At 68.6% G+C, this 23,775-nt stretch carries 23 protein-coding genes; 12 read left to right on the top strand and 11 right to left on the bottom strand.

Going from position 1 to position 23,775, the window contains the following annotated elements:
* Positions 1–30 precede the first annotated feature (30 nt).
* The 3 genes from ACH49X_RS21540 to ACH49X_RS21530 all read left to right on the top strand — a co-directional run bounded on the left by ACH49X_RS21540 (position 31) and on the right by ACH49X_RS21530 (position 2,886).
* Complete coding sequence (locus ACH49X_RS21540; protein ID WP_357104922.1) at positions 31–1,737, top strand: tetratricopeptide repeat protein; 1,707 nt, start codon at positions 31–33, stop codon at positions 1,735–1,737.
* Between the two features lie 351 nt (positions 1,738–2,088).
* Positions 2,089–2,298 carry a formyltransferase family protein gene (locus ACH49X_RS21535; protein ID WP_357206158.1) on the top strand — a complete coding sequence of 70 codons (210 nt, stop codon included), beginning with the start codon at positions 2,089–2,091 and terminating at the stop codon, positions 2,296–2,298.
* Between the two features lie 9 nt (positions 2,299–2,307).
* On the top strand, positions 2,308–2,886 hold the full coding sequence (locus ACH49X_RS21530; protein WP_357104926.1) for a histidine phosphatase family protein: 579 nt from the start codon (positions 2,308–2,310) through the stop codon (positions 2,884–2,886).
* Between the two features lie 85 nt (positions 2,887–2,971).
* Here ACH49X_RS21530 and ligD read toward each other — a convergent pair whose 3' ends face one another.
* The 3 genes from ligD to ACH49X_RS21515 form a co-directional block, all read right to left on the bottom strand.
* A complete protein-coding gene (gene ligD, locus ACH49X_RS21525; protein WP_195081417.1) occupies positions 2,972–3,913 on the bottom strand; it encodes a non-homologous end-joining DNA ligase in 942 nt (313 codons plus the stop codon).
* Positions 3,914–4,170: 257 nt separating this feature from the next.
* On the bottom strand, positions 4,171–4,569 hold the full coding sequence (locus ACH49X_RS21520) for a PPOX class F420-dependent oxidoreductase (RefSeq protein WP_195081158.1): 399 nt from the start codon (positions 4,567–4,569) through the stop codon (positions 4,171–4,173).
* Positions 4,570–4,730: 161 nt separating this feature from the next.
* Positions 4,731–5,207: a DUF1772 domain-containing protein gene (locus ACH49X_RS21515; protein WP_195081159.1), complete on the bottom strand. Its 477-nt coding sequence runs from the start codon at positions 5,205–5,207 to the stop codon at positions 4,731–4,733.
* 242 nt (positions 5,208–5,449) lie between these two features.
* Here ACH49X_RS21515 and ACH49X_RS21510 point away from each other — a divergent pair, with 242 nt between their 5' ends.
* Positions 5,450–5,833: a GFA family protein gene (locus ACH49X_RS21510; protein ID WP_195081160.1), complete on the top strand. Its 384-nt coding sequence runs from the start codon at positions 5,450–5,452 to the stop codon at positions 5,831–5,833.
* A gap of 54 nt (positions 5,834–5,887) precedes the next feature.
* On the opposite strand, the gene ACH49X_RS21505 is transcribed toward ACH49X_RS21510, so the two are convergent.
* Together ACH49X_RS21505 and ACH49X_RS21500 are read right to left on the bottom strand one after the other, a co-directional pair.
* The gene (locus ACH49X_RS21505; protein ID WP_357206156.1) at positions 5,888–7,336 is read right to left on the bottom strand and encodes an amidase; all 1,449 of its coding nucleotides are present in this window, start codon (positions 7,334–7,336) and stop codon (positions 5,888–5,890) included.
* Positions 7,337–7,859: 523 nt separating this feature from the next.
* Positions 7,860–9,065 (bottom strand): site-specific integrase, encoded by a 1,206-nt coding sequence (locus ACH49X_RS21500; protein WP_195081162.1) that lies wholly within the window; start codon positions 9,063–9,065, stop codon positions 7,860–7,862.
* Between the two features lie 1,023 nt (positions 9,066–10,088).
* Here ACH49X_RS21500 and ACH49X_RS21495 point away from each other — a divergent pair.
* The 4 genes from ACH49X_RS21495 (at position 10,089) to ACH49X_RS21480 (ending at position 13,795) form a co-directional block, all read left to right on the top strand.
* The gene (locus ACH49X_RS21495; RefSeq protein ID WP_357206154.1) at positions 10,089–11,024 is read left to right on the top strand and encodes a hypothetical protein; all 936 of its coding nucleotides are present in this window, start codon (positions 10,089–10,091) and stop codon (positions 11,022–11,024) included.
* The gene (locus tag ACH49X_RS21490; RefSeq protein ID WP_357206234.1) at positions 10,982–11,623 is read left to right on the top strand and encodes a 1,4-alpha-glucan branching protein; all 642 of its coding nucleotides are present in this window, start codon (positions 10,982–10,984) and stop codon (positions 11,621–11,623) included. Before ACH49X_RS21495 ends, ACH49X_RS21490 begins: the two co-directional genes overlap by 43 nt.
* Positions 11,624–11,713: 90 nt before the next feature.
* Complete coding sequence (locus ACH49X_RS21485; protein ID WP_195081164.1) at positions 11,714–12,310, top strand: HdeD family acid-resistance protein; 597 nt, start codon at positions 11,714–11,716, stop codon at positions 12,308–12,310.
* Positions 12,311–12,364: 54 nt separating this feature from the next.
* Positions 12,365–13,795, top strand: a complete 1,431-nt coding sequence (locus ACH49X_RS21480) for a S8 family serine peptidase (RefSeq protein WP_357206152.1) — start codon at positions 12,365–12,367, stop codon at positions 13,793–13,795.
* 275 nt (positions 13,796–14,070) lie between these two features.
* Here ACH49X_RS21480 and ACH49X_RS21475 read toward each other — a convergent pair whose 3' ends face one another.
* Together ACH49X_RS21475 and ACH49X_RS21470 are read right to left on the bottom strand one after the other, a co-directional pair.
* On the bottom strand, positions 14,071–14,907 hold the full coding sequence (locus ACH49X_RS21475; protein ID WP_195081166.1) for an alpha/beta fold hydrolase: 837 nt from the start codon (positions 14,905–14,907) through the stop codon (positions 14,071–14,073).
* A complete protein-coding gene (locus ACH49X_RS21470; protein ID WP_323124273.1) occupies positions 14,904–15,491 on the bottom strand; it encodes a WHG domain-containing protein in 588 nt (195 codons plus the stop codon). Before ACH49X_RS21470 ends, ACH49X_RS21475 begins: the two co-directional genes overlap by 4 nt.
* Positions 15,492–15,631: 140 nt before the next feature.
* Here ACH49X_RS21470 and ACH49X_RS21465 point away from each other — a divergent pair, with 140 nt between their 5' ends.
* Positions 15,632–16,462, top strand: coding sequence for an alpha/beta hydrolase (locus tag ACH49X_RS21465; RefSeq protein WP_357206150.1), 831 nt, complete (start codon positions 15,632–15,634; stop codon positions 16,460–16,462).
* 24 nt (positions 16,463–16,486) lie between these two features.
* Here the strand turns inward: ACH49X_RS21465 and ACH49X_RS21460 are convergent, their stop codons facing one another.
* Positions 16,487–16,726, bottom strand: a complete 240-nt coding sequence (locus ACH49X_RS21460) for a helix-turn-helix domain-containing protein (protein WP_195081168.1) — start codon at positions 16,724–16,726, stop codon at positions 16,487–16,489.
* A gap of 254 nt (positions 16,727–16,980) precedes the next feature.
* On the opposite strand from ACH49X_RS21460, the gene ACH49X_RS21455 reads away from it, so the two are divergent.
* From ACH49X_RS21455 to ACH49X_RS21445, 3 genes are read left to right on the top strand one after another with little or no spacing between them, the layout of a single operon-like run.
* Positions 16,981–17,214, top strand: coding sequence for a hypothetical protein (locus ACH49X_RS21455; protein WP_051020738.1), 234 nt, complete (start codon positions 16,981–16,983; stop codon positions 17,212–17,214).
* Entirely contained in the window at positions 17,214–17,762 is a 549-nt protein-coding gene (locus ACH49X_RS21450; RefSeq protein ID WP_357104950.1) for a DUF6879 family protein, read from the top strand. The genes ACH49X_RS21455 and ACH49X_RS21450 overlap by 1 nt, the downstream gene beginning before the upstream one ends.
* Positions 17,763–17,767: 5 nt before the next feature.
* Positions 17,768–18,595 carry a helix-turn-helix transcriptional regulator gene (locus ACH49X_RS21445; protein ID WP_357206148.1) on the top strand — a complete coding sequence of 276 codons (828 nt, stop codon included), beginning with the start codon at positions 17,768–17,770 and terminating at the stop codon, positions 18,593–18,595.
* Between the two features lie 51 nt (positions 18,596–18,646).
* Here the strand turns inward: ACH49X_RS21445 and nuoN are convergent, their stop codons facing one another.
* From nuoN to nuoL, 3 genes are read right to left on the bottom strand one after another with little or no spacing between them, the layout of a single operon-like run.
* Positions 18,647–20,272, bottom strand: coding sequence for an NADH-quinone oxidoreductase subunit NuoN (gene nuoN / locus ACH49X_RS21440; RefSeq protein ID WP_357206146.1), 1,626 nt, complete (start codon positions 20,270–20,272; stop codon positions 18,647–18,649).
* Positions 20,269–21,891 carry an NADH-quinone oxidoreductase subunit M gene (locus ACH49X_RS21435; protein WP_357206144.1) on the bottom strand — a complete coding sequence of 541 codons (1,623 nt, stop codon included), beginning with the start codon at positions 21,889–21,891 and terminating at the stop codon, positions 20,269–20,271. Before ACH49X_RS21435 ends, nuoN begins: the two co-directional genes overlap by 4 nt.
* On the bottom strand, positions 21,888–23,774 hold the full coding sequence (gene nuoL, locus ACH49X_RS21430; protein WP_195081173.1) for an NADH-quinone oxidoreductase subunit L: 1,887 nt from the start codon (positions 23,772–23,774) through the stop codon (positions 21,888–21,890). Before nuoL ends, ACH49X_RS21435 begins: the two co-directional genes overlap by 4 nt.
* Position 23,775 lies beyond the last annotated feature (1 nt).

Raw genomic sequence — 23,775 nt, 5'->3', positions numbered from 1 at the left:
CAGGGCCGGTGGCCGCGAGAGAGGACTCGGGTGAGCACATCGACCGACCACACCGAACCGGTGGGGCAGACCGCCACACCCAGATCCTCGATCTGGATCGGGTTCCTGGGCACCGCGTCGCTGGTCGCCTACACGGTGCTGTTCGAGTTGGTGCGCACCCTGGTGGTGAACTCGTTCGGCGAGAACGCCGTCGTGCAGTTCTTCAACGGGCCGCTGCGCTGGTTGTCGGTGCTGTTCATCGCCGCGGCGGCGACCTACGCGCTGTACCGGTTCGCGCGCGGGTACCGCACCAAGGTGCGCACTGCCCGCGAAATGGACCTCATCGCCGGACTCATCGAGCCGGGCCCCGCGCTCGCCGACCGCGGACCGCGGCAAGCCGCGCCGCCACCGCGGCCGGTCGCGGAGCTGAACGGGCATCTGATCGCCGCCGTGCTGCGCGACCTGCCGGTGCACGACTACGAAACCGTCGCGCTGCTGGCGGTGCTCAACGCCATCCGGGACACGCCGGGCCGGTTGCCGCTGGCACGGGAACCCTCGGCGCGCACCGCGGCGAAGCTGCTGGAAGGCCTGCTGCGCCGCGGGATTGTCGCCCAGGACGGCGCCCAGCGGTGGAGCGTGCGGCAGGTGCCGAGGCTGCCGGATCGAGCGACGGTGACCGACGGACCGCAGTGGGCGGCGGCGCTGACCGCGCTGTTGCACCATTACGCCGACCGTGCGCGCCGCTGGGCCATCGCGCTGGAGTCACGGCGCTTCGCCGTGGGCGCTCGCCGGTGGTTCGAAAGCGAGGAACCGTACCTGCGCGCTCTGGTGGCCGCGTGCGCGAATCCCGGCGTGGATTTTCCCCCGGCGGCGGTCGCATACCTGATTCGCCTCGGCAACGCCCTGGACGTGTGGTACGCGCGTATCGGGCTGGGGGAGAACGAGCGCGGTGTGGCCGACGACCTGTGCTCCCTTCCGGGAATCGACGAACTGAACCGGGATCTGGTGCGGCTGCGAGCAGGACGGCTGACCGAACGGCCACGCGGCTACCGGCCACGGCGGTTGTCGACGAGTCTGGCCGCCCGCTGGGAGCATCAGGCGGCGCTGCGGAAACTGGACGCCGCGTCGCCGCCGCTGGAGGAGGTGGCCGACCAGCTGGAGGCCGCGTGGTGGCTGCTGCCGCGTGACGACGTCGCCGGTGAGGTGTGCGCCCTGATCAACCTCGCCGTCGTGCACATCCGGCAAGGACGACCAGACGCCGCGCAGGACCGTCTCGAACTCGCCGAATCCCTCACCCGCACCGGCCTCGATCCCGACGGACGCGCGCAGACCCACGAGACCATGGGCACGATGTGGTGGGCTCGCGGCGAACCCCGCCGAGCCCTGCGCTGCTGGCAACTCGCCCTCACCGCCTACCGAGCCATCGACGACGACCTCGGCATCGGCCGCTGCCTGCAGCACCTCGGCTCCGCGGTTGTCGCCGACCCAGGCCACGCCACGCTGCTGCTGCCCACCGACCCGCCCCTCACCCGCACCGAAGCCCTCCGCCAAGCCAGCGGATGGCTCGCAGAAGCCCGGCGCAGGCATCCAACGGCTCGCCATGCCGGACACTACGCGGCGCGAGCGCGTGCGGACCTCCGCGCCGATCGCGGCGTGCGTGATCTCCTCACGCCCCGCCGCCGCACCCCACTGACTCGCATAGATCAGTGGCCCGCGTCCGTCGAAGACCACGCCCACCGCCCGCAACCCACCCGCTGATACCCCGCCGCCCGCCCGCTCGAGTTCGCAACCGCGGCAGTGGAAGTACCGAACCCGACCGCGCAGCCCGCGCGTTGTCGCGAAGTTCGTTGTGCGACAATGCGACACCGTGCCGGAACTTCGCGTCGCGGTGATCGCCTCCCACGCCGGATCCGATCCGCGCGCGCTGCACCGCGCTTCCCTCCTCGCGGACGCACGCTTCCGCATCGTGCTCGTCATCAGCAACAACAGCGACTCCGGGGCGCTGCGCTACGCCCGCGACAACGCGATTCCCGCCCGGCACCTGGCCGGGCGCACCCACCACGACCCGGATGAAGCCATCCGCGCCGCACTCGTCGAACACTCCACCATGTGCACCGAGCCGTTTTCGACGCCGGAGATCCCGTCAGCGGCGCATCCGTCCACTTCGTCTCCGGCGATTGCGACACGGGGCAGGTCATGGGCCAGGTCGAGGTACCGGTCCGGCCGGGTGACACCCCACCGTTGCCGTACACACCGAGTACGGGGCTCTTGTGCTGGGCCGGGCGCGAATTCGGGTGTTCCGGCAAGGCAGGCCGCTGAGTGGCGCCGATGACCGTGCGATCCACCCTCGTTCTGGTCCGTCATGCCGAGCCCCTCATCCCTCGCGCCGGTGGGCCGGGTGACTACGAGCGGTCCCTGACCGCAGCGGGCGGACAGCAAGCCGAGCGGCTGGTCACCGAACTGGCCGCCCTGCAGCCCGCGGCGATCTTCTCCAGCCCGTTCCTGCGCGCCGTGCAAACGGTCCTACCGCTCGCACGCCGCACCGGCCTGCGCATCGAAACCCACCCCGACCTGCGCGAGTGGCAGTCCGGGATCGGCCCGAGACCCGACTATGCGCGCTACTACCGCGAGAGCTGGGCCGCCCCCTCGCTCGCCAGGCCCGGCGGTGAGAGTCTGCGGCAGGTGTCCGACCGAGCCGCGGCGATCCTGACGACGCTGGCGCACCGGCACCGCGGCCGGACCGTCGTCATCGGCAGCCACGGGACGTTCGTCTCCCGGGCTCTGGTCGCGTTCGGCCGCAGCGAGGTCGACTGGGCATTCAGCCACGCGATGCCGATGCCCGCGGTCTACCGGCTGGATGTCGAGGGCGACCGCGTCCAGGCCACGGGTCCCGGGTTGCGAACGTGAGTTGTTGCGGCGGGGTCACTTCGAGTGGTGTCCACCTCGCGTTGGGCGGGCCTGAGGCACCGCCGTATCCGCGGTGCGTCTGATCCTATGAAGGAACCTTCGCGTCATGCGGAGACTTGTCGGGGCGCAGGCCGCGCCAGCTGGGGTGGCGTAGACCCTCGGAGGTGACCTCGCGATACTCGATATCGCCGACGAGGACCGGCTCGACCCAGTGGGCGGAGGCGGCGAGCGCCCGCGGCGGCGGAACGTCGAAGGGCGTGTCAGGACGGGACAGCTCGTTGAGGCGAACTTGCAGCGAACGGCGGTCGTGCATGGTCCAGCCGGTGCCGACATTGCCCACGTGCACCAGCTGGTCTTCGTCGTCGTAGGCGCCGAGCGCCAGCGAGCCGAAGGTCGCCGAGAAACGGCCCGTACCGGGCAGCCAGCCCGCGACGACGACCTCGGTCGTCTTGCGCAGCGGCGTCTTGATCCACAACGGAGAGCGACGCCCGGGGTAGTAGGCCGAATCGAGCCGCTTGGCGACGATGCCCTCCAGGCCGTGTTCGCCGGCGATGCGCAGCAGCGTGTCGGCGTCGATGTCGCGGTAGAACGGCGGCGTCCGCACGAGCGGCCGGTCCAGCGCCAGTTCGGCCAAACGCTCCCTGCGCTCGGTGTAGGGCAGAGTCATGATGGATGCGCCGCCGACCGCCAGCAGATCGAACGCGAGATACTGCGCCGGGAATCCGCGCAGCAATTCCGCGCTGGGCGCGACCACATGCATCCGCCGCTGCAGGCGACCGAACGACGGCGCCCCCGTCTTCGGGTCCGGTGCCACGATCTCCCCGTCCAGAATCAGCTCACCGGCCTCGGCCAGTTCCGCCAGGACCGCCGTGAGTTCGGGAAACGAGCCGCTGAGATCCCGATTGTTGCGACTGTAGAACCGGCATTCCCCCGGCCGGCAAAGCGCGATGGCGCGGATGCCGTCCCATTTCATCTCCAACGCCCACCGGCCACGCTCCCTCGGCGGCCGTCCGGAGACGGCCAGCATCGGCGCCGGCGCTGACAGCACACTATCAGCATATCTTCAGCTTCTCGGCGCTCCCCCATTAAGCACGAGCTTGATCAGGCTCTATTCCATACCGGCGTGAAGATCGGTCGCTCATAAATCAGCACTGGCAATTCTTCAGCTGACTCGGATCTGGCTGCCGTCCCTGGTGGTCGACAGGTCGACCAACGGGCGGTGACCCCGTCGAACGTAGTGAAATGGCGATCACGTGCGTTCGAGGGGTCGCCCACGATGCTGAGCTACTCGGCGTGGCGGCTGGTGAAGTCGAAGGATCCGCCGTCGATACCCCAGGAGATGACCCGTTCGGGGTGGATCCGGATGACCGCGCGTTCTTGAGAAGGGAACGGCGGCTCCTGATCCTCGAGCGCCTCGGCCGTGCCGCGCACCTCGATACCGCGAATCACATACGGCTCCAGTGAGACCTGCTCGTCGACCACGAACGACACCCGGCTACCGGCCCGGACATTGCGGTACTTACGGCTGTTGCGCATGCCCATACCGCCGATGTCGATACTGCCGTCGGCGTTGACCCGATAGCCGGTCGGGTTGTTCTGCACCACCCCATCGGGCGACACCGTGGCCAACCGACCGATTCCCGCCTCGGCGAGAAACTTCCGCTCATTGATGGTGAAAATCATGTCGACAACTCCTTCGTGAATTCGATATCAGATAAGCCCCGGCGATGAGCCGGAAGTCCTCGAGCGCGGCGAGCGCAAGCCCTCGCCTGCCGCTCGTCTTGTGCCGGCGGTTCAGCCGGACCGCGACACCGCGCAGGACGGCACACCCCCGCGCTGCGTGATCAGAACAGGATCAACGCGGCGCACAGTCCGGCAATGGCAACGAACTGCAGAGCAACCCGGTATTTCAGAATGCTGTCCCACTTGTCCTGCAGCGCACGGGCATCCGCCGGGATGATGCCGCTGCGCGCCGCGGCGGTCTGCCGGGAATTGATCGGCTTGGCGACACGGACATAGAAAACAAGCCAAGCCGCCAGCGCCACCACCGTGACCCCCGCCGACACAGCCGCCCCCATCCGCCCGGCCCCCAACGCGATCAGCACCGTCAGCACCGCGGTCACCACACCGACCACACCGACCACCGGCATCCGCCTGTCACCGTAGTAGTGACCCCACCCCGCGCTGATGGTGACTGTCGCGTCATCCAGCCTGCGATACACCGACCGGGTGATCAACGCCACCGAGACATCGGTGCCATAGACGATGGCATTGGACACAACGGCCACGGCGGCCATGATCTGGCCGGCGACAATCAGCATTTCCGTTTCCTTCCGCACATCTAGCATCGCTAGAACCTGGAGCAACGGTAACACTGGGGCGCTAGCTTGTCTAGCTTTGCTAGATCAAGTCGCAACCGCAGGGTCCGGCCCGAATCACGCAAACTGTTAGCGAACTCATCGTCGGCTGCGCTGGAGTGGCCATGCTCGATCGGCCGTGCCGGCCAAAGCCGTTGTCGAGGATCGGGTGTCGCTGATCGACAACGCGCGGCACAAGATGAAACGTGTCCAGCAAAGGAGCGAATGTGAATGGCGGCTGCCTGTGCGGCAATATCCGGTTCTCCGCGACCGGCGACCCGGATTTCCCTCACCTGTGCTCGTGCGAGCACTGCCAACGGCTTTCAGGCGCTCCGGTGATGTCGTGGGTGTCCTTCCCCGCGCAAGGATTCACCTGGACCGGTCCGGGCGGGGAGCCGACCTGGTACGAAACGTTCCCGCAAATCTGCCGCGGGTTCTGTCCGAAGTGCGGTTCCTCGGTCGCGTCCAAGGGTGACGAAGCCGGCTCGGTGGGGGTCACGATCACGGCGTTGGACGATCATGCCGACCTGGTCCCGGTCAAGCAGAGTTTCGCCCACAACGCAGTTCCGTGGATGCCTCCGCTGCGATGAGGCGCGTTGGCCGGAGCACCGCCGCCGACGCACTGGTCTGCCGCGGTGCGCGCACTACGGTGCCCGGAAGCCGCCGATCTTCTGTTCGAGCAGTTCGGCCAGCCGCAGCGGGGTTCGGTCCTCGAACATCGGACCGATGAGCTGCACGCCCACCGGCAGGCCATCGGGGCAGCGGCCCGCCGGTATGGCGGTGGCGGGCAAGCCGGGCATGGTGGCCACACCGGCCCAGACGAGCTGGTCGAAGTACGGGTAAGCGACACCGTCGATGTCGATCCGGCGTGCCAGTGGATCAGGGTGGTGGTCGTGCGGGAACGCGGGAGTCGGCGTGATCGGACACATCACGGCATCGAACTCGGCGAACAGTTGCCGCCAGCCGTGGCGGTGTAGCTCGCGACGATTGTTCACCGCCAGCCAGTCGCGGTGATCGAACACCATCGCGCGCAGCCGGGCCGCGTCCAAACTCTGATCGTTCGCGCTCAGTTCGGCTGCGCGGCTGCGCAGTTGCTCGTACTCGTCGACGGGGAAGTATGCCACGGAGCCCGAAAACAGCAGCTGCATGTAGAGCGCCGCGGCTTCGGTCATATCGGGTAGCAGTGGACTGTGTCGTTCGACGCGGGCGCCGCCGTCGGTGAGCGCGTCGGCCACCCGGTTCACCCCCGCCCGCACCGCGGATCCGGTCGGGATGAGCGGATGCTCCTCGAGGACCAGAACCCGGAAGTCGCAGAGCCGTTCGTGACGAGCCGGCGGCAGAGCCAGATCGAACGCCACGCCGCGTGTCAGGGGGTCCGGTCCGGCCATGACGTCGAGCAGCAGCGTGAGGTCGCGGGCGGTGCGCGCCATCGGACCGACGACGGCCATGTCGAGATCGACCGGCAAGGCCGGCGCGGACGGCGGGACCATCCCGCGCGGCGCCGCCAGCCCGAGTGTCGGCTTGTGCGCGTAGACCCCGCAGAAATGCGCGGGGGTGCGCAGCGAACCGGCCAGGTCGGAGCCGATGGACAGCGCGCCGAATCCAGACACCAGCGCCGCCGCCGACCCGCCGGAGGAACCACCCGACGTGCGACCGTGATCCCATGGGTTGTTGGTGGTGCCGTAGATCTCGTTGAAGCTCTGTATATCCTGCAGACCGAGCGGCACATTGGTCTTACCGAGCACAACGGCGCCCGCGGCCTCGAGCCGCGACACCTGTAGCGCGTCCTCGGCCGGCAGATAGTTCCGGTGCTCCGGCATGCCCCAGGTCGTGGGCAGCCCGGTGATGTTGTAGCACTCTTTGACCGTCACCGGTATGCCGAGCAGTGGTCGGTCCTCGCCGCGGGCGCGCGCCTGGTCGGCACGGTGCGCGGCGGCCCGCGCACGGTCGAAGGTCCGCACGCAGATCGCGTTGATCGACTTGTCTTCCCGCTCGATACGGGTGATCGCTTCGCCGGTCAGTTCCACCGAGGTCACCTCACCGGCACGCAATGCGGCCGCGAGCTCTTCGGCCGACCGAAAATTCCACTCCATGAATCGGACGGTATCGGCCTGCCGTGACGGACATAAAATGCCGGTTCGCGCAAACGGGAAACTCCGACGGGTGACCTCCGGTGCGAATCAACGCACTCGTTCTCTCCTGTCCCAGGTCACGCTGTCGGCACAACCAGAGCGATTGGCACAGGCCATGAAACGCAGTTTCGATCAACGGGATACATGTCACCATGGCTGCCGTGTTCCCGATCCGACCGCAGAGGGTTCTACCGGCCGGTCAGGGCGGTTTGCGGCGAGATGGGCTACCGGGAAATGCATTGAGATGTGCCTGCGAGGCAGGCGTGCCCCGGGCGCGCCCGAATGTGCGATTCATTTCCGGAAATCGGTGAAGTAGCGGTATCGCATCCTTGCTCGAATTGTCGTTCGAAAGGCATTCGTGATGGGGAGCTTCGCCGGGCTGTGGTTACTTGTAGAACGAGGACAGCCATCACTCTCGGCCTGCGTCGCAGCTTTCATTTGGAAGTGCTCAGCTTTGTAGACAACGCAAGTCCAGTTCTGGGGCTCACAGTCCGAGTTTGGTGACCGCGTTGTCTTCCAACGGGTTGGCGGTGCGGATGTAGCCGTGGACGGTGCGCGGGTTGCTCCAGCGGCCCTGACGCATGATCTCGCGGTCGCTGGCGCCGCCGAGCGCGGCCTGGGTGGCGAATCCGGCGCGTAGCGAATGACCGGAGAACAGGTCGGGGTCGAGCCCGGCGCGGGCGGCATAACGCTTGACCAGTTCGGCGATCGCCCGGCCGGACATCGCGCGGTCGCCGATTCCGCCGTGCCGATTGACGGTCGGGAAAAGCGGCAGGTCCGCGTCGGTGAGCGTGGTGCCGGTGAAGCCGTGGCAACGGTGGATGTCGGCCGATTTCGCGGGAAGCTCGGCCAGCCAGGCCCGGACACCGGAGGTTCCTGCGCTGGCATAAGTTTCCCGCAGGCGTAGCCAGTCGGCGAAGGCGCAGACCGGGCAGGTCGCGGGGCGGCGGCCGCGGGGCAGAGCCACGCGCTGTTCGGCCGCGCCGGTGGGGTCGGTCTTCGTCATGGGCAACCGGATCAGCAGGATCGGTTCGCCGGTCGTGTGGTCGACGCCCACCTCGACGTCCCCGATGCGCAAACCGGCCAGTTCACTGCGACGCAGGGCGCCCGCGAAACCGATGAGCAGTGCCAGCGCATCCCGGCGGCGGGCTGGTTCGGTGGGCCAGCCCGGTGCGGGCAACTCGCCCAGTAGTTGATCGAGGGTGTGCAGCAGGACCGGGCGTTTGCGGCGGGGTTGTGCCCGCCGGGTGCGGCGGATGCCGCGCAGGGTCAGGCGCACCACATCGGATCGAGTGGGGGACGGCAGACCGTTGGCCGCGTGCACCGCGGCGATGGCGGCCGACTTGCGTTCCAACGTCGCGGGACTGAACGCCCATGCGCCGCCTTCGCGGCGCGCGTCGGCGGCCGCGGCGAGATAGACGGCGACGTCCAGCGCGTCGGCGGGCAATGCCTGACGGCCTTCGGCGGCGCACCATGCCGACCACGCCACCCAATCGGACCGATAGGCGCGCAGCGTGTTCGCCGATTGCGACGCTTCGAGATACCGGCGCAGCGAACCGGCTTGACCGTCGTCGAAACGGTCACGCACCAGCCGCAGTGCCGCCGCGTCGACCAGCACGCTGCCCACCCCGCGGCGCAGCTCGGTGCGCACCGACTCCGGAACCGCGACCACGCCGGATCGATCGTCCATGACTCGGGCTCCCGCGTTTCGGTGACGGAACTGTTCAGCGCCACGGCCTTCGGCGCAGGCAGTCAGCCTACTTCACCGAGACGGCATCCTCGCGGGGGCTGTCGGGTGGCGGACCGGCCCCGCACGGATGCCCGTCGGCCACCAGTCATGGAGCGTCACAGTGACGGTGCGCAAGGCAGTCGGGGAGGTGGGCCAACTCGCAGTCAGTGACGAACTCTTCGCGTCTGCTCTTCGGCCACCTCCGTTCGGCGACTTCCTCCGGCTGCCGTCGAACCGTGCCTCGTCCTCGAGACGCTCATGGGTCTAGGGCCCAGTAGTCAGCGAGGGGGTGCCCAGTTTTCCACTAGTTCCGTAGCAGTTTCGTTTCGTCACCAATGACGAAACGAAACTAAACGCACACACCAAAGGGTGTTGGAGCCCGCGCATCTGACCACCGATAAGGTTCACTTATCGGCGGTCAGGAGTAGGAGGTTGTATCTAGCGGCCGTGGGGCGGAATGGAGGTTATTTCGTCTGGATACATCGCAGGCCAACGAAACAAACGCTACGGTTCTCTCGTTTCGAAGGGGAGTGCAACCCTGTCGGCTACGGCCGGTCTCCGAGAACCGAGGGTCAACGGTTCGCCGCTCGGGGCACCCGGACCCGCGGAAGAAAAGAGGGTTGCCCCGTCCCGAAACCTTGACGCGGTCGAGATCGCCTCTCCGGGTCCAGGACATTCGGCGCAGTGCCTGGTAGTTCGTCGTGATGGGCGGTGGGGCGGAAGCATTGCCCGCCCGGCGCGCTGACCCCTCGCTCAGCGGTCACGCCTCCGGAACGGATCGAACGCTACGATCTGGCCGTGTCGAAGGTGTGCAACTATCCGGGCTGTTCCCGTCCGATCACGAGCGGGGCGGGTCCCGGTCGTCCCTCGGAGTACTGTGACCGGCCCGATCACACGCGCTGGCGTGCGTGGCGCGAGCGGCAACGGCAACAACAGGAATCAGAGGCCGCGACCGCTGCCGTCACTGTGACGCAACCGGGCCCGGTGACGGCCGCGCGATTGCGGGCCGATGAACTGCTCACCCAGTTCCGGGGACTCGCCGAGCAGTTGAACACCACACTGAACGCGGCGGTCGCGGAGTTGTCCACACTGGCCGATCCGGCGGTCGCGGAAGCCCAAGTGCAGGCGGTACAGGTGGACGCGGCCCGGCGGATCGCCGAGGCGGAGGGCGCGGCGGTGGCGGCCGAGCAGGCGCGGCGGGAAGCGCAGGAGGCACGGGCACTCGCCGAGTCCGCCGCCGACGACGCGGCCGGCGCCGCCGAACAGGCCGAAGCGCAGATCGCCGAGGCGAATTCCGCGCGCGACGACGCGCTGCGGGAGGTCGAACGCGTCACCAAGCAGGCGGCCGACGACGTGTTCGCCGCCCGCAGCGCCGCGGAATCCGAAGTCCGCGCGGTGCGCCGCGAGACCGCCGAGCAGATCGAACGCATCGAACAGCAAGCAGCCGAACAGGTCGAGCGGGCCGAGCGCCGCGCGGACACCGATATCGCGCACGCTCGGCGTGAGGCCGAAGCACTGGTCGCGGCCGCGCATTCCGAGCGCGATCTCGCCGTGCAACGCGCGGCGGACGCCGAACGTGCGGCCGAACGAGCGGAGCGCGCCGCCGCGGAGCGCGCCGAAGCCGCCGACGAAGCGCGTGCCGAATGGCGCCGAGTACGTGCCGAACTCGACACCACCCGCGCCGAACTCGCCGAGGCCCGTCGCGCCGCGGCAGCGGAACTGGCCTCCGTCCGTGCCGAAGCCGCCGCGGCTGTCGAGAAAGCGCGCGCGGAAGCGGATTCGCGACTGGAAGCGCTCGATGAAGCTCGCCTGCAGACCCTCGCACGCGCCGAACGCGCCGAAGCCCAGCTCGACGCCCTTCTCGCTGAACCTCGCAAATCACCCGCTATCCAGGAGCCCGGTCGGCGCGACGACATCTAGAGAGGCAACTGCTGGCCTCCTGGCTGCCCGGCCGCGCCTGGTATCGCGGTGGGAAGGTACCGGATCCGCAGAAGGCCGGTGGTTTCCGGCTCGACGACCCGGACGGGGAAGTCGGGATCGAATTCATGGTGGTCACCGAGCACTCCGGCACGCAGCCGCACACCTACCACGTGCCGCTGACCTACCGTGGCTCGCCGCTACCCGACGCCGCCGAAGCACTCGTGGGCACTTCCGAACACGGTGTGCTCGGCACCCGATGGGTATACGACGCCACCCGGGACCCGGTGGCGATGGCCCAGATCGTCGCATTGCTCACCGGACACGCGCGGCCCCAAGCCCAGAGCGCAAGCGACACACCGGACCCCTCGGTCACGGTGCATAGCACGGACACGCTGTCTGCCGCAGTAGGATTCGGTCCGGTGCGAGACGGGTCGTCCTCCACCGACATCACGGTGGGCAGTCGGATCATACGCATTCATCGCCTTCTGCAAGCGCCGATCTCGCCCGCGGAGCCGGCGGTAGCCGGCCGCGTCAGCGCGCCGTGGCGGCTGGGCGCCGACGTCATCGGCAAGGGTGTATTGATCAGCGTGGCTGCATAATTCGAGAGCGGCGGCGGCGCCACGCGCACGACGATGACTGTGATCGGGCAAACCAATCGCTAACGGCGCCTCTGGTCATATCATGTAGCTATGCCCGAAACCGAGGTCGAAGGGCGTACGGAACCACTGGCCGGCGCAGCCCGGCAGACGGTACTGGTGGCCGGTGCCTGCTCGATGATCATGGGTGTGGCCTTAGCGGTGTGGCCGCACAAGTCGCTGCCGACAGCGGAACTGCTGTCCGGCGGCTACCTGCTGCTCAACGGCGTCCTACAACTGGTGGTGGCGTTCGGCGCGCGCTTCGTGACCCCGTTGCGAGTGCTGGTGCTGGTCAGCGGGGCGCTGTCGGCGCTACTGGCGGTGCTGTGCTTCGCGGGCGGGAATTCGGCTCCGCTGCTGTCGTTCTGGATCGGGTTGGCGTGGGCGATCCGAGGGATCTGTCACGCCACCGTGGCGGTCTGGGTCGACGACCTGGCCGGGCGCGGACGGCAGGAGCTGTTCGGACTGGTCACGCTGGCACTCGGTGTGCTGGTGGGTTCGGTGCCGTTCGAGTCACCCGACACGCTCGGTTGGGTGGCCGGCTCGTGCCTGATCGCGATAGGAACGCTGGAAGCCCTGTTCGCCGTGGGCTCCCGGCGCGACGCGGTCGCGCTGCCGGGCATGGTGGCGACCCTGCGCCTGGATGGCTGAGCGCGACGACGCATCCGGTGGCGAGCCGGATGGCATCCCGGTTGACTGGGCGCCATGGCATCCCAGCAATCCGAACTCCGGTCGCCGGCCGAACTCGTCGTGGTCACCCACGGCACCGGCACCGCGATCACGCCGATCGCGCTGAGCGACAGTCGCAGCGCGCAAGCACGTCTGACGGAACTGCTTCCGGCCGGGGGCGAACTCGTGCGCATCTTCGGGCCGGCCAACCGTTTGGAGCGCAGGCTCACCGCCACCCCATATCGGGAGACCGGAGCGGAATACCTGCGCTACTTCTACGTCCGCGGTGTCACCGGCCGACTCGACGAGTTGGCCGCGCGGTTGCGTACCGCCGAGGACGTGGCGGCGGCATATGTGAAACCGCCCGCGGAACCGCCGATCGCGCCGGAGGGCGCGCGAGCGATCACAGGCCGCTCCGCCGCCGAGGCGCCGCCGGTCACGCCGGATTTCACGGTGCGGCAGGGATATCTGGATGCCGCTCCGCAGGGGATCGACGCCCGGTGGGCCTGGACGGTCCGCGGAGGCCGCGGGACCGGCGTGCGAGTGGTGGATGTCGAGGGCGCATGGCGGTTCACCCACGAGGATTTGCAGGTCAACCAAGGCGGGGTGATCGGGGGCAGCCCCTCGCCGCAACAGGGTTGGCGCGACCACGGCACGGCGGTCGCCGGGGTGATCAGCGGCGACGTGAACGCCTACGGCATCACCGGCATCGTGCCCGAAGCCCACATCCGCGCGGTGTCGATCTTCGGGTCCGGATCGGCGAGCGCTATCCGCTCGGCGGCGGACGCGCTCGGGCCCGGCGATGTGATGTTGCTGGAACTGCACCGTCCCGGACCGCGTTTCGACTACGCCAACCGGCCCGATCAGCGCGGCTATATCGCGGTCGAATGGTGGCCCGATGACTTCGCGGCGATCCGGTACGCGGTCGGCAGAGGCATCGTCGTCGTGGAAGCGGGAGGCAACGGCGGCGAAGACCTCGACGCCGCGCTCTACGACGCCCGCCCCGCGGAGTTCCCGAGCATATGGCGCAATCCGTTCCGCGGTGGCGACGCCGACTCCGGGGCCATCATCGTCGGCGCCGGCGCACCCCCACCCGGCTTCCACGGCCGCGACAACGGTCCGGCCCGCTCACGCTTGCCGTTCTCCAATTACGGAGAGCGGATCGACGTGCAAGGCTGGGGCCTGGAGGTCACCACCACCGGATACGGTGACCTGCAAGGCGGTCCCGACGAGGACCTCTGGTACACTGACGTGTTCAGCGGAACTTCGAGCGCGTCCCCGATCGTGGTCGGCGCGGTCACGAGCTATCAGGGCATGAGCGCGGCCGCGGCCGGACGCAAGACTCCCGCGGAAGTGCGCGCCCGGCTACGGGAAACCGGCACGCCGCAAACCGATGCCCCGGACCGGCCCGCATCTCAGCGCATCGGCAACCTACCAAATCTGAAATCGATGATTCTGCCTCGGTAGGACGCCGAAGGCGGTCATACTCCGAACTCCGGGAATTCGGCATGACACCCGATTATCCGCCCGATTGCGATCAGTGGAATCTACTCATCGCATAGTTGCTTCAGGTGGAATCCACGCGAAGGAGTTCCAGCCGTCCGTGGCCGCAGTCGGAAATTCCGCGGACGTGAGGTGCTATCGGCCGTCTTATTGGGACGGGGCGGCGAGTGCGCACTTCTCCCCCTGCGCGGAAACGCTGTCGGGGAACCGACCTGAGTTGCCTGCTCCTTGCGCGCGGATCACTCCACGCGTGCCGCGAGCAGCAACTCCAGCAGCAGCTGGGCGAATTCGGCAGGCGCGTCGGTGAATCCGCTGTGTCCGCCGGGGAACTCGATGAGCGGGATACCGATCCGGCGGGCGAGCTCCTCGGCGGGACGGTGGGGGAGCTTGCCCTTGGTCTCGCGGCCCGCGCCGAGCACGAGGCGGTCGGCGACCGCCGCCAGCGCCGCGACGTCGGGCAGATGCGAGGTGATCGTGCGCAGTTCGTGCGCCATATTGCGCGGCGCGTTGGCGTGCAGGCGTTCGATCATCGCCGCGGCGCGCGGGGAGAGTCCGGCGGGATCGGGCATGCGCACGCCTCCACCGATCCCTTCGAGGAAGCGGGCGCCCGCAGCGGCGAGGCCCTCGGTGACGAACAGTTCGTACACCTCGTCGACGAACGCTTTGTGCTCGGCGGCATCGGGCAGCACTGCGAAAGACGGCGGCTCGTGCGCGATCACCAACCGCAACCGGTCCGGGTGCCGGGCGAGCAGGTCGAGTGCCACCACCGCGCCGCCGCTGCCGCCGAAGACGTAGGCATCCTCGCCCGCAGGGGTGAGATGTCGCAGGAGTGAGTGGGCGTCCTCGCTTTGCACCTCGACCTCGATGTCGGCCGGTGGTCCAGGGTCGAGCACGCTGCGCGAGTATCCGCGCGGGTCGATGGTGACCACGGTGAAGTGCTGGGCGAGCGGGTCGAGGATGGGGTCGAACACCGCCGCGTCGCCTCCGCTGCCCGGCAGCAACAGCAGCACCGGCCCGGCGCCGCTCACCTCGTAGTACAGCGTGGCTCCCGGAACTGGCAGCGTGCCGGATCTCATGGTTTCTCCTCGTTGTCGGTCGGCCACTGCTCGAGGGCTACGTGCAGGGCATCGATGATGCGTTCCCAGGACTCGGCGGTGGAGCGCGCGTGCCCGAAGCCGCCGGTCGCCTCCAGAACGCTGTAACCGTGAAAGGTGCTGCGCAGCAACCGGACCGCGTCGGTAAGGTCGGGTTCGGCCAGACCGTAGGCGCGCAGTACGCCATAGGTCAGATCGATGGCGCGCAGGGCGCCGGTCGCGGTGCGCGCCCCTTCCGGATCGAACGGCAGCTGGGTCGCGGCGTAGCGGCCGGGGTAGCGCAGTGCGTAGTCCCGCCAGGCGTGGGCGTAGGCGGCGAGCGCGTCGCGTCCGGCGCGACCGGCCACGGCGGCCGCGATCAGTTCGGTCTTCTCCGTGGCCGCCAGAACGGATATCCGGGCCCGCAGGTCGCGCAGATTCTTCACGTGCGAGTACAGGCTCGCGTCCTGGACGCCGAACTTCTTGGCCACCGCCGACATGGTGACGTGCTCCAATCCGATCTCGTCGGCGAGATCGGCGGCGACTCGCGTGATCCGCTCCGCGGTCAGTCCCGCTCGGGCCATCATGCGCACACCTCCATAAACTCGGACTATTAGTTAGTATCCTAATTGCCCTAGGTTTCGCAATCGCGGCTGCTCGCGATGAATCCCGGTCGTGCGCATCGTCTCCATTGCGGATACGAGAACCGACTGCACGAGGAGAACTCATGACCCCACTGCCGTCCGCGGTCAGCGCGCGGACCCTCGACGTTCCCGGCGCCCACCTGTACTACGAATTGCGTGGCGCGGGACCGCTGGTCGTGCTGGTGGGCGCGCCGATGGACGCCGCCGCGTTCGCGCCACTGGCCGATCTGCTCGCCGCCGACCACACCGTGCTGACCACCGACCCGCGCGGGCATCAGAACTCCACGCTCGACGACGCCGAACAGGACTCGACGTCGGAACTGCGCGCCGACGACCTCGCCCGGCTGATCGCGCACGTCGACGCCGGACCCGCCGTGGTCCTCGGTTCCAGCGGCGGCGCGGTGACCGCGCTCGCCTTGGCCCAGTCTCGTCCCGAGCTGGTCACCACGGTCATCGCGCACGAACCGCCGATCAACGCACTGATCGCCGACCGGGACGCCCACCGTGCCGCGACCGAAGACATCGTCGCGACCTACGCCAGGGGTGACATACCCGGCGCCTGGCGGAAATTCTTCGCCGCCGCGAACATCGCGATGCCCGAGCCGGTGCTCGAGCAGATGTTCGGTCCGGATCGCGACCCGCGGCAACTGGCTGGTGAACGTTACTGGTTCGCCCACGAGATCCGCGGCACCACCACGTGGGAGCCCGACCTCCGCGCTCTGCGCCACGCGCCCACCCGTCTCGTCGTCGGGATCGGCGCCGAATCCGCCGGACAATTCTGCGATCGCACCTCGCGCGCACTCGCCGCGGCACTCGGTTCGGCACCGGCGCTGTTCCCGGGCGGACATACCGGATTCGTCGACGACCCTGGCGCTTTCGCCGACCGGCTGCGCGAGGTCGTCAGCGTGTCCTGAGCCGGGAACCACCGAGGTCTCGGCTCACAACGTGAATCTGCGTCCCTTCGCCGCCCACTCACCACGGCCGCGCGGCGTGATGGCCCAGCGGCCGCGGTGCTGGCAGTCCATGATCAAACCGCGCGACTGCAGGCGCAGCAATGCGCTGCGCACGGACCAGGCGGTCAATCGCGCCTGCTGCGCCAGTTGCTCGACGGTGAGCAATCCACCCGGCGCCAGCACACCCAGCACCGCGAAATCGGCGGCAGTCCTGGGTCGTCTCATCATGTTCGCAGCCCTTTCCCTCGCGGAGAACGCAGCCCGGGATCGACATCGGCGCGGCGGCCCGAGTTGCCGAATCGACGGTAGAAGCCACACCGATACCGCCGCCCACATTTTGCGCGACTTTGCGAAGTGCGTTGACCGGCATCGGGTCCGGTGGGGACGATTGCACGACATCGTCCGCCCGCTCTCGCAAAGGATCAGCTATGAACCTGCGACTTCTCGGATCCGGATCCGACCATGGAGCTTGCCCCGCCGTGTATGCGACCGACACCGGCGTGCTCGTGGTGCAGGGCGATGCCACCGACCGCACGGGCACCGTCCGCGTACCGCACCAACTGCTGGACTGGCTGGAGCCGGGCATGTGGCTACGGGTGGAGGCCAGCGGAACCTGCGGTTCGGTGCTGGTGGCCGGTGAACCGGTCACCGACCCCGAACTGCTCGCCCAATTGACCCTCGACTGTCACGAAACCGCCGTGGTGGTGCGCTGATGCTGCACGTCGCAGGCGATCGCTGTTTCGAGCCGCTGTTCCGGGCGGCTCGATTCCGCGCCTTTCACCTGGAGGTTCGAGATCACTACGTCATGGAGGACGAGCAGGAAGCATTGCGCCGCTTCGATGCCGGAGTAGCGTACGAGCGAGAGGAACAGCCCGAGTCATGGAAATCCTGGGATGCCCTGATGGTCGAGTCGGCCGCCCGCGGAGTCACCCTCGAACGACTACGTGTCGTGACGGTCCCGCACACCGGCTACACCCGGTGGCTGTTGTCGGCCACCGACGACAACATCGCCACCGGTGAGGCGGTGCGCTGGCTGCCGCGGCATCTGGTCGACCCCGCCGATCTGCCGCACGACGACCACTGGCTGTTCGACACCCACACCGTGGCCTTCAACACCTTCGCCGAGAACGGGTCGTTCACCGGCTTGTCGATCACCACCGATCCGGCGCTGGTCAGCAGGTACCTGGGTGTGCGGGAACGGCTGTGGCCCATGGGAATCGAGCACCAACGATATTACGAGAGTGAGCACGTACACGAGTGAACGGTGTGTCGGACGCACGTGAGGTGCTGGGCGCCCGCCTGCGTGAACTTCGTCGCGCCGCCCACCTCACCGGCCTGGAGCTGGCCGCGAGGTGCGGGTGGCATTCGAGCAAGGTCTCCCGGATCGAGGGCGGCAAGCAGACGCCCTCGGAAGCCGATCTCGCCGCCTGGTGCGAAGCGTGCGGGAATATCGCCGTGCTGGACGATCTCGTCGCCAACGCACGCAATCTGCAATCGATGTACCTGGAATGGCAGCGCACCGTCGCCTCCGGGCACGCGCGCAGGCAGCGGCAGTCGATCGACCTGGAAGCGCAGACCACACAGATCCGCTGGTACGCGCCGGATACGTTGCCGGGGCTGCTGCAAACCGAGGGCTATGCGCGCGCGATCCTGACCGCCTGCATCGCCGTCACCGGCGGCCGTGACGACCTGGAAGAAGCGGTGGCCGCGCGCATGAGCCGCAAGCAGGTGCTCTTCCGGGCGAAACACCGGTTCCACTTCGTGGTCAATCAGGCCGCGCTGTGGCGCACGGTCGGTGACAGCGCCGTCATGGCCGAGCAGCTCGCCCACCTGCTGGCGGTGATGGCCAACCCGAGCGTCCGGCTGGGCATCATCCCGATCTGTGCGGAGTACCGCGCTCCGGCAACGAACTTCGTCATCTACGACCGGGCGCAGGTGCTGACCGAGACGGTCTCGGCGGAGCTGACCATCACGCGGCCCTCGGAGATCGCGCTGCACGAGAAGACCTTCGCGATCCTCGCCGAGCAGGCCGAGTACGGCGATCGCGCCCGCGCGCTGATCGCGAAAGCGCTGGAACGCCGGCGCGGCGCCTGAGTACGTCCAGCCGCAGGTGCCGCCGCGATGGGGCGGCGGCACCGGGGCGCGTCAGCGCACGAAGGTCGCCGCGCGGTCGGCGAGGTCGAGCACTGGCTGCGGAAAGACGCCGAGCGCGAACGTGACCGCCGCGGTGATCGCCACGATCGTCGTCGTCAGCGGCGGGCTGACCAGCACCGGCGCGTCGGCGGGCGGATCGGTGAAGAACATCAGCACGATGACCCGCAGGTAGAAGAACGCCGCGATGGCGCTGCAGATCACGCCGATGATGACCAGCGGTGTGGCGCCGCCCGAAGCGGCGGCCTCGAAGACGGTGAACTTGCTGACGAAGCCACTGGTGAGCGGCAATCCGGCGAAGGAGAGCAGGAACAGCGCGAACACCGTCGCCAGCCACGGCGAGCGGCGGCCGAGCCCCGCCCAGCGCGGCAGGCCGGTGGCCTCGTCACCGTCCGGCTCGCGGACCAGGCTGACCACGGCGAACGCGCCGAGCGTGCCGATGCCGTAGGCCAGCAGATAGAACAACACCGCCGCGACGCCGCGGTCGTTGGCCGCCACCGGGCCGGTGAGCAGGAATCCGGCGTGGGCCACCGAGGAATACGCGAGCATCCGTTTGACGTCGGTCTGCGTGATGGCCATGACCGCGCCGACGGCCATGGTGGCGATGGCGACGGCGGCGAGGATGGGACGCCAGTCGTCGCGCAGGCCGGGCACCGCGACCTGCAGCACGCGCACCAGCGCGCCGACCGCCGCGATCTTGGTCGCCGCGGCCATGAACCCGGTGATCGCGGTGGGAGCGCCCTGGTAGACGTCGGGCACCCAGGATTGGAACGGCACCGCGCCGATCTTGAACAACAGCCCGACCGCGAGCATCGCGATCCCGAGAACCGCCAGCGTCGCGTTGTCCGGCTGCCGCGCGATCGCCTCGGCGATGCCGCCGAGGCGCACCGTGCCCGCCTGGCCGTACAGCAGCGCGACGCCGTAGAGGAAGAACGCCGAGGAGAACGCGCCGAGCAGGAAGTACTTCAGCGCCGCTTCCTGGGAGAGCAACCGCCTGTGCCGGGCCAGACCGCACAACAGATACAGCGGCAGCGACAGCACTTCGAGAGCGACGAACATGGTCAGCAGGTCGTTGGACGCCGGGAACAGCAGCAGCCCGCCGACAGCGAGCAGCGTCAGGGGAAACACCTCGGTGGTCGCGACACCCGCGCGCAGCGCCGCCGCTTCGTCCGCGCTGCCCGGCACCGCGGAGGCCTGCGGCGTGAAGGCATCGACGCCGCGTTCGAGGGTGGCGGCCGCCCGGCTCCAGGTTCCCGGGCCCGACCGCGCCCGCTGACGCGGCTGCGCTCCGCGCTCGGCGATGAACAAGATCCCCAGCAGCGACACCACCAGGATCGTGCCCTGCAGGAACAAGGTCACGCCGTCGATCGCGACCGCACCGGCGACAGCCGCGGTTTCGGTGCCCGCCAGCAGCGCCACGGCGATCAGCGCGGCGATCAAGCCCGCCACGCTCAGCACCAGATGGGTGGCATAGCGGTAAGGCCGCGCGACGAACGCTTCGGCCAGGACACCGAGCACGGCAACGCCGAACACGATGAGCATGGGCGACAGGGCGCCGTATTCGATGCTCGGCGCGGGAACGCTCGCGGCGAGCGTCGCGGTGGAGGCGAGGTCGGTCATTTGTGGGCACCTCCGGGATGGTTCGCCGATCCCGCCTCCGCCGGTGGCGCCGACGGCGCGGGATCGCTGCGGCCGATGGTGGTGAGCGTCTGGCTCACCGCGGGATCGATGAAGTCGGTCAGGACTTTCGGGTAGATGCCGAGGAACAGCAGCGCGGCGATCAGCGGGATAACGACGGCGAGTTCACGCGGAGCGAGATCCCAGATCCGTTCGTTGCCCTTCTTCACCGGTCCGGTCATCATCCGCTGGTAGAGCCACAGCACGTAGAGCGCCGCGAGCACCAGCGCGCTGGCGGCGATGACGGCGGCGAATCGGTAGCGGGTGAAGGTGCCGATCAGCACGAGGAATTCGCTGACGAACGGCGCGAGGCCGGGGAGCGACAGCGTCGCCAGACCGGCGATGAAGAACGTGCCTGCCAGCACCGGGGCCACCTTCTGCACGCCGCCGTACTCGGCGATGAGCCGGGTTCCGCGCCGCGAGACGAGGAATCCGGCCACCAGGAACAGCGCGGCGGTGGAGATGCCGTGATTGACCATGTACAGCGTCGCGCCGGTTTGCCCCTGGCTGGTCATGGCGAAGACACCGAGGATGATGAAACCGAAGTGGGAGATCGAGGTGTAGGCGATCAGGCGCATCACGTCGGTCTGCCCGATGGCCAGCAGCGCGCCGTACACGATGCCGATCACCGCGAGCGTGATCACCAGCGGCGCATAGGTGTCCGACGCGCCGGGGAACAGCAGCAGGCAGTAGCGCAGCATGCCGAAGGTGCCGACCTTGTCGACCACCGCCATCATCAGCACCGCGCTCGACGGCGTCGCGGCGACGGCGGCGTCGGGCAGCCAGGTGTGCAGCGGCCACAGCGGCGCCTTGACCGCGAAGGCGAACATGAATCCGAGGAACAGGGCATTGAGCACCGCCGGACCCGCGCCGAGCTGCCCGGCGTTGGCGGCGGCGACCACCGCGCGGAAATCGAACGTGCCCGCCGATCCCTCGCCCAATCCCTCGCGGGCGGTCAGCACGTACAACCCGATGACCGCGGCGAGCATGATCAACCCGCCGAACAGGTTGTACAGCAGGAACTTCACCGCCGCGCGTGACCGCTGCCTGCGCAGCAGCGCGTCGCCGGTGCGTGGACCGAACCCGCCGATGAGGAAGTACATCGGGATGAGCATCGCCTCGAAGAACACGTAGAACAGCAGGATGTCCAAGGCGAGGAAGGAGATCAGCACCATCGCCTCGACGAGCAGGATGAGCGCCACGTAGGTGTGGGCCACCCGTCTGCCGCTGCCGACTTCGCGTTCGTCGTGCCAGCCCGCCAGGATCAGCAGCGGCACCAGCGCCGCGGTCAGCAGCACCAGCACCAGCGCGATGCCGTCCAGTCCGAGGGTGTAACCGGCGCCGAACGCCGGAATCCACTGATGGGATTCGACGAACTGGTATTGCGCGCCGCCGGGTTCGAAGCGCACCGCGAGCGCGATGCCGATACCCAGCGCCAGCACCGAGAAGCCCAGTGCCACCGCGCGTGCGAGGGTGCGCCGCGCGGCGGGCAGCGCGAGCACGATCGCCGCGCCGACCACCGGCGCCAGCCACAGCGTCGTCAACCAGGGGTATTCGTTCACCACAACCTCACCGCCAGCAGGGCGGCGGCCACGAGGGCCGCGCCGGTGAACATGGACAGGGCATAGGAGCGCACGAATCCCGACTGCACTCGCCGGGCCCGCGCGGACAATCCGCCGATCAGCGCCGCGGTGCCGTTGACGATCCCGTCGATGCCGCGGTTGTCGAGGAAGACCAGCGCCCGGGTCAGGTACTGTCCCGGCCGCATGAGCGCGGTCTCGTTGACCGCGTCGCCGTACAGGTCGCGGCGCGCGGCGACGGTGAGCGCGGAGACAGCGTCGGGCGCGGTCTCGGGGACCTCACGCTGCGCGTACTGCGAGTAGGCCACCCACACCCCCACGGCGACCACGCCCAGCGCGAGAACCGTGACCAGCGCCGCGGGAACGGTTTCGGTGCCGTGGTGGGCGCCGACGACCGGTTCGAGCCAGTTCTGCAGCGAGGAGCCGAAGACGAACACGGCCCCGGCCCCGATCGAGCCGACGGCGAGCAGGATCATCGGCCCGGTCATCACCGCGGGAGCTTCGTGCGGATGGGTGTCCGGTTTCCAGCGGCGTTCGCCGAAGAACGTCATCAGCATGACCCGCGTCATGTAGAACGCGGTCAGGCCCGCGCCGAGCAGCGTGACCAGCCCCAGTGCGACCCCGCCGAGGCCGCCTTGGTTGAACGCCGCCTCGATGATCCGGTCCTTGGAGAAGAATCCGGCGAACGGTGGCACGCCGATGATGGCGAGGTAGCCGAGGCCGAAGGTGACGTAGGTGATCGGCAACAGCGTGCGCAGTCCGCCGTAGCGGCGCATGTCGGTCTCGTCGTTCATCGCGTGCATCACCGAACCGGCGCCGAGGAACAGCCCGGCCTTGAAGAACCCGTGGGTGAGCAGATGCATGATGGCGAAGGCGTACCCGGCGGGACCGAGGCCGGCGGCCAGCACCATGTAGCCGATCTGGCTCATGGTGGAGGCGGCGAGCGCCTTCTTGATGTCGTCCTTCGCGCAGCCGATGATCGCGCCGAACAGCAGGGTGACCGCGCCGACCAGCACCACGCCGAGGCGCGCGTACGGTGCGAGATCGAAGATCGCGTTGGAACGCGCGATCAGGTACACGCCCGCGGTGACCATGGTGGCCGCGTGGATGAGCGCCGACACCGGGGTGGGGCCCTCCATCGCGTCACCGAGCCAGGATTGCAGTGGCACCTGCGCGGACTTGCCGCACGCGGCCAGCAGCAGCAACAGGCCGATCGCGGTGAGCGTGCCCTCGCCCGCGCCGGACGCGGCGCCGAACACGACGTCGAAGTCGATGGATCCGAACGTCGCGAACATGACCATCATCGCGATCGCCAGGCCCATGTCGCCGACCCGGTTGACCACGAACGCCTTCTTCGCCGCCGTTGCCGCCGACGGCTTGTGGTACCAGAACCCGATCAGCAGGTAGGAGGCCAGGCCGACGCCTTCCCAGCCGAGGTAGAGCACCAGGTAGTTGTTCGCCAGGACCAGCAGCAGCATGGCCGCGAGGAACAGGTTCAGGTAGGCGAAGAACCGCCGCCGCGCCGGATCGTGGCTCATGTAGCCGATCGAGTAGACGTGGATCAGCGAGCCGACACCGGTGATCAGCAGCGCGAAACACATCGAGAGCTGGTCCAGGCGCAGCGCGAAGTCGACCTGGAGCCCGGCCACCGGGACCCAGCTGAACAGGTCCTGGTGCACCGCGCGGTCGGCGGTGTCGCGCCCGAGCATGTCCGTGAACGCCAGCGCAGCGACCACGAACGAGGCCAGGGCCAGCGCGGTGCCGAGCAGATGACCCCACTTGTCGGCGTGACGTCCGGTCAGCAGCAGGACGATGGCGCCCGCCAGGGGGAGGGCGGGCAGCAGCCACAGCGTCGCGGTGTCCACG

The sequence above is a fragment of the Nocardia sp. NPDC019323 genome (genome assembly GCF_044389845.1).
Lineage (GTDB): Bacteria > Actinomycetota > Actinomycetes > Mycobacteriales > Mycobacteriaceae > Nocardia > Nocardia implantans.
This window is presented reverse-complemented; position numbering and strand designations above follow the sequence as displayed.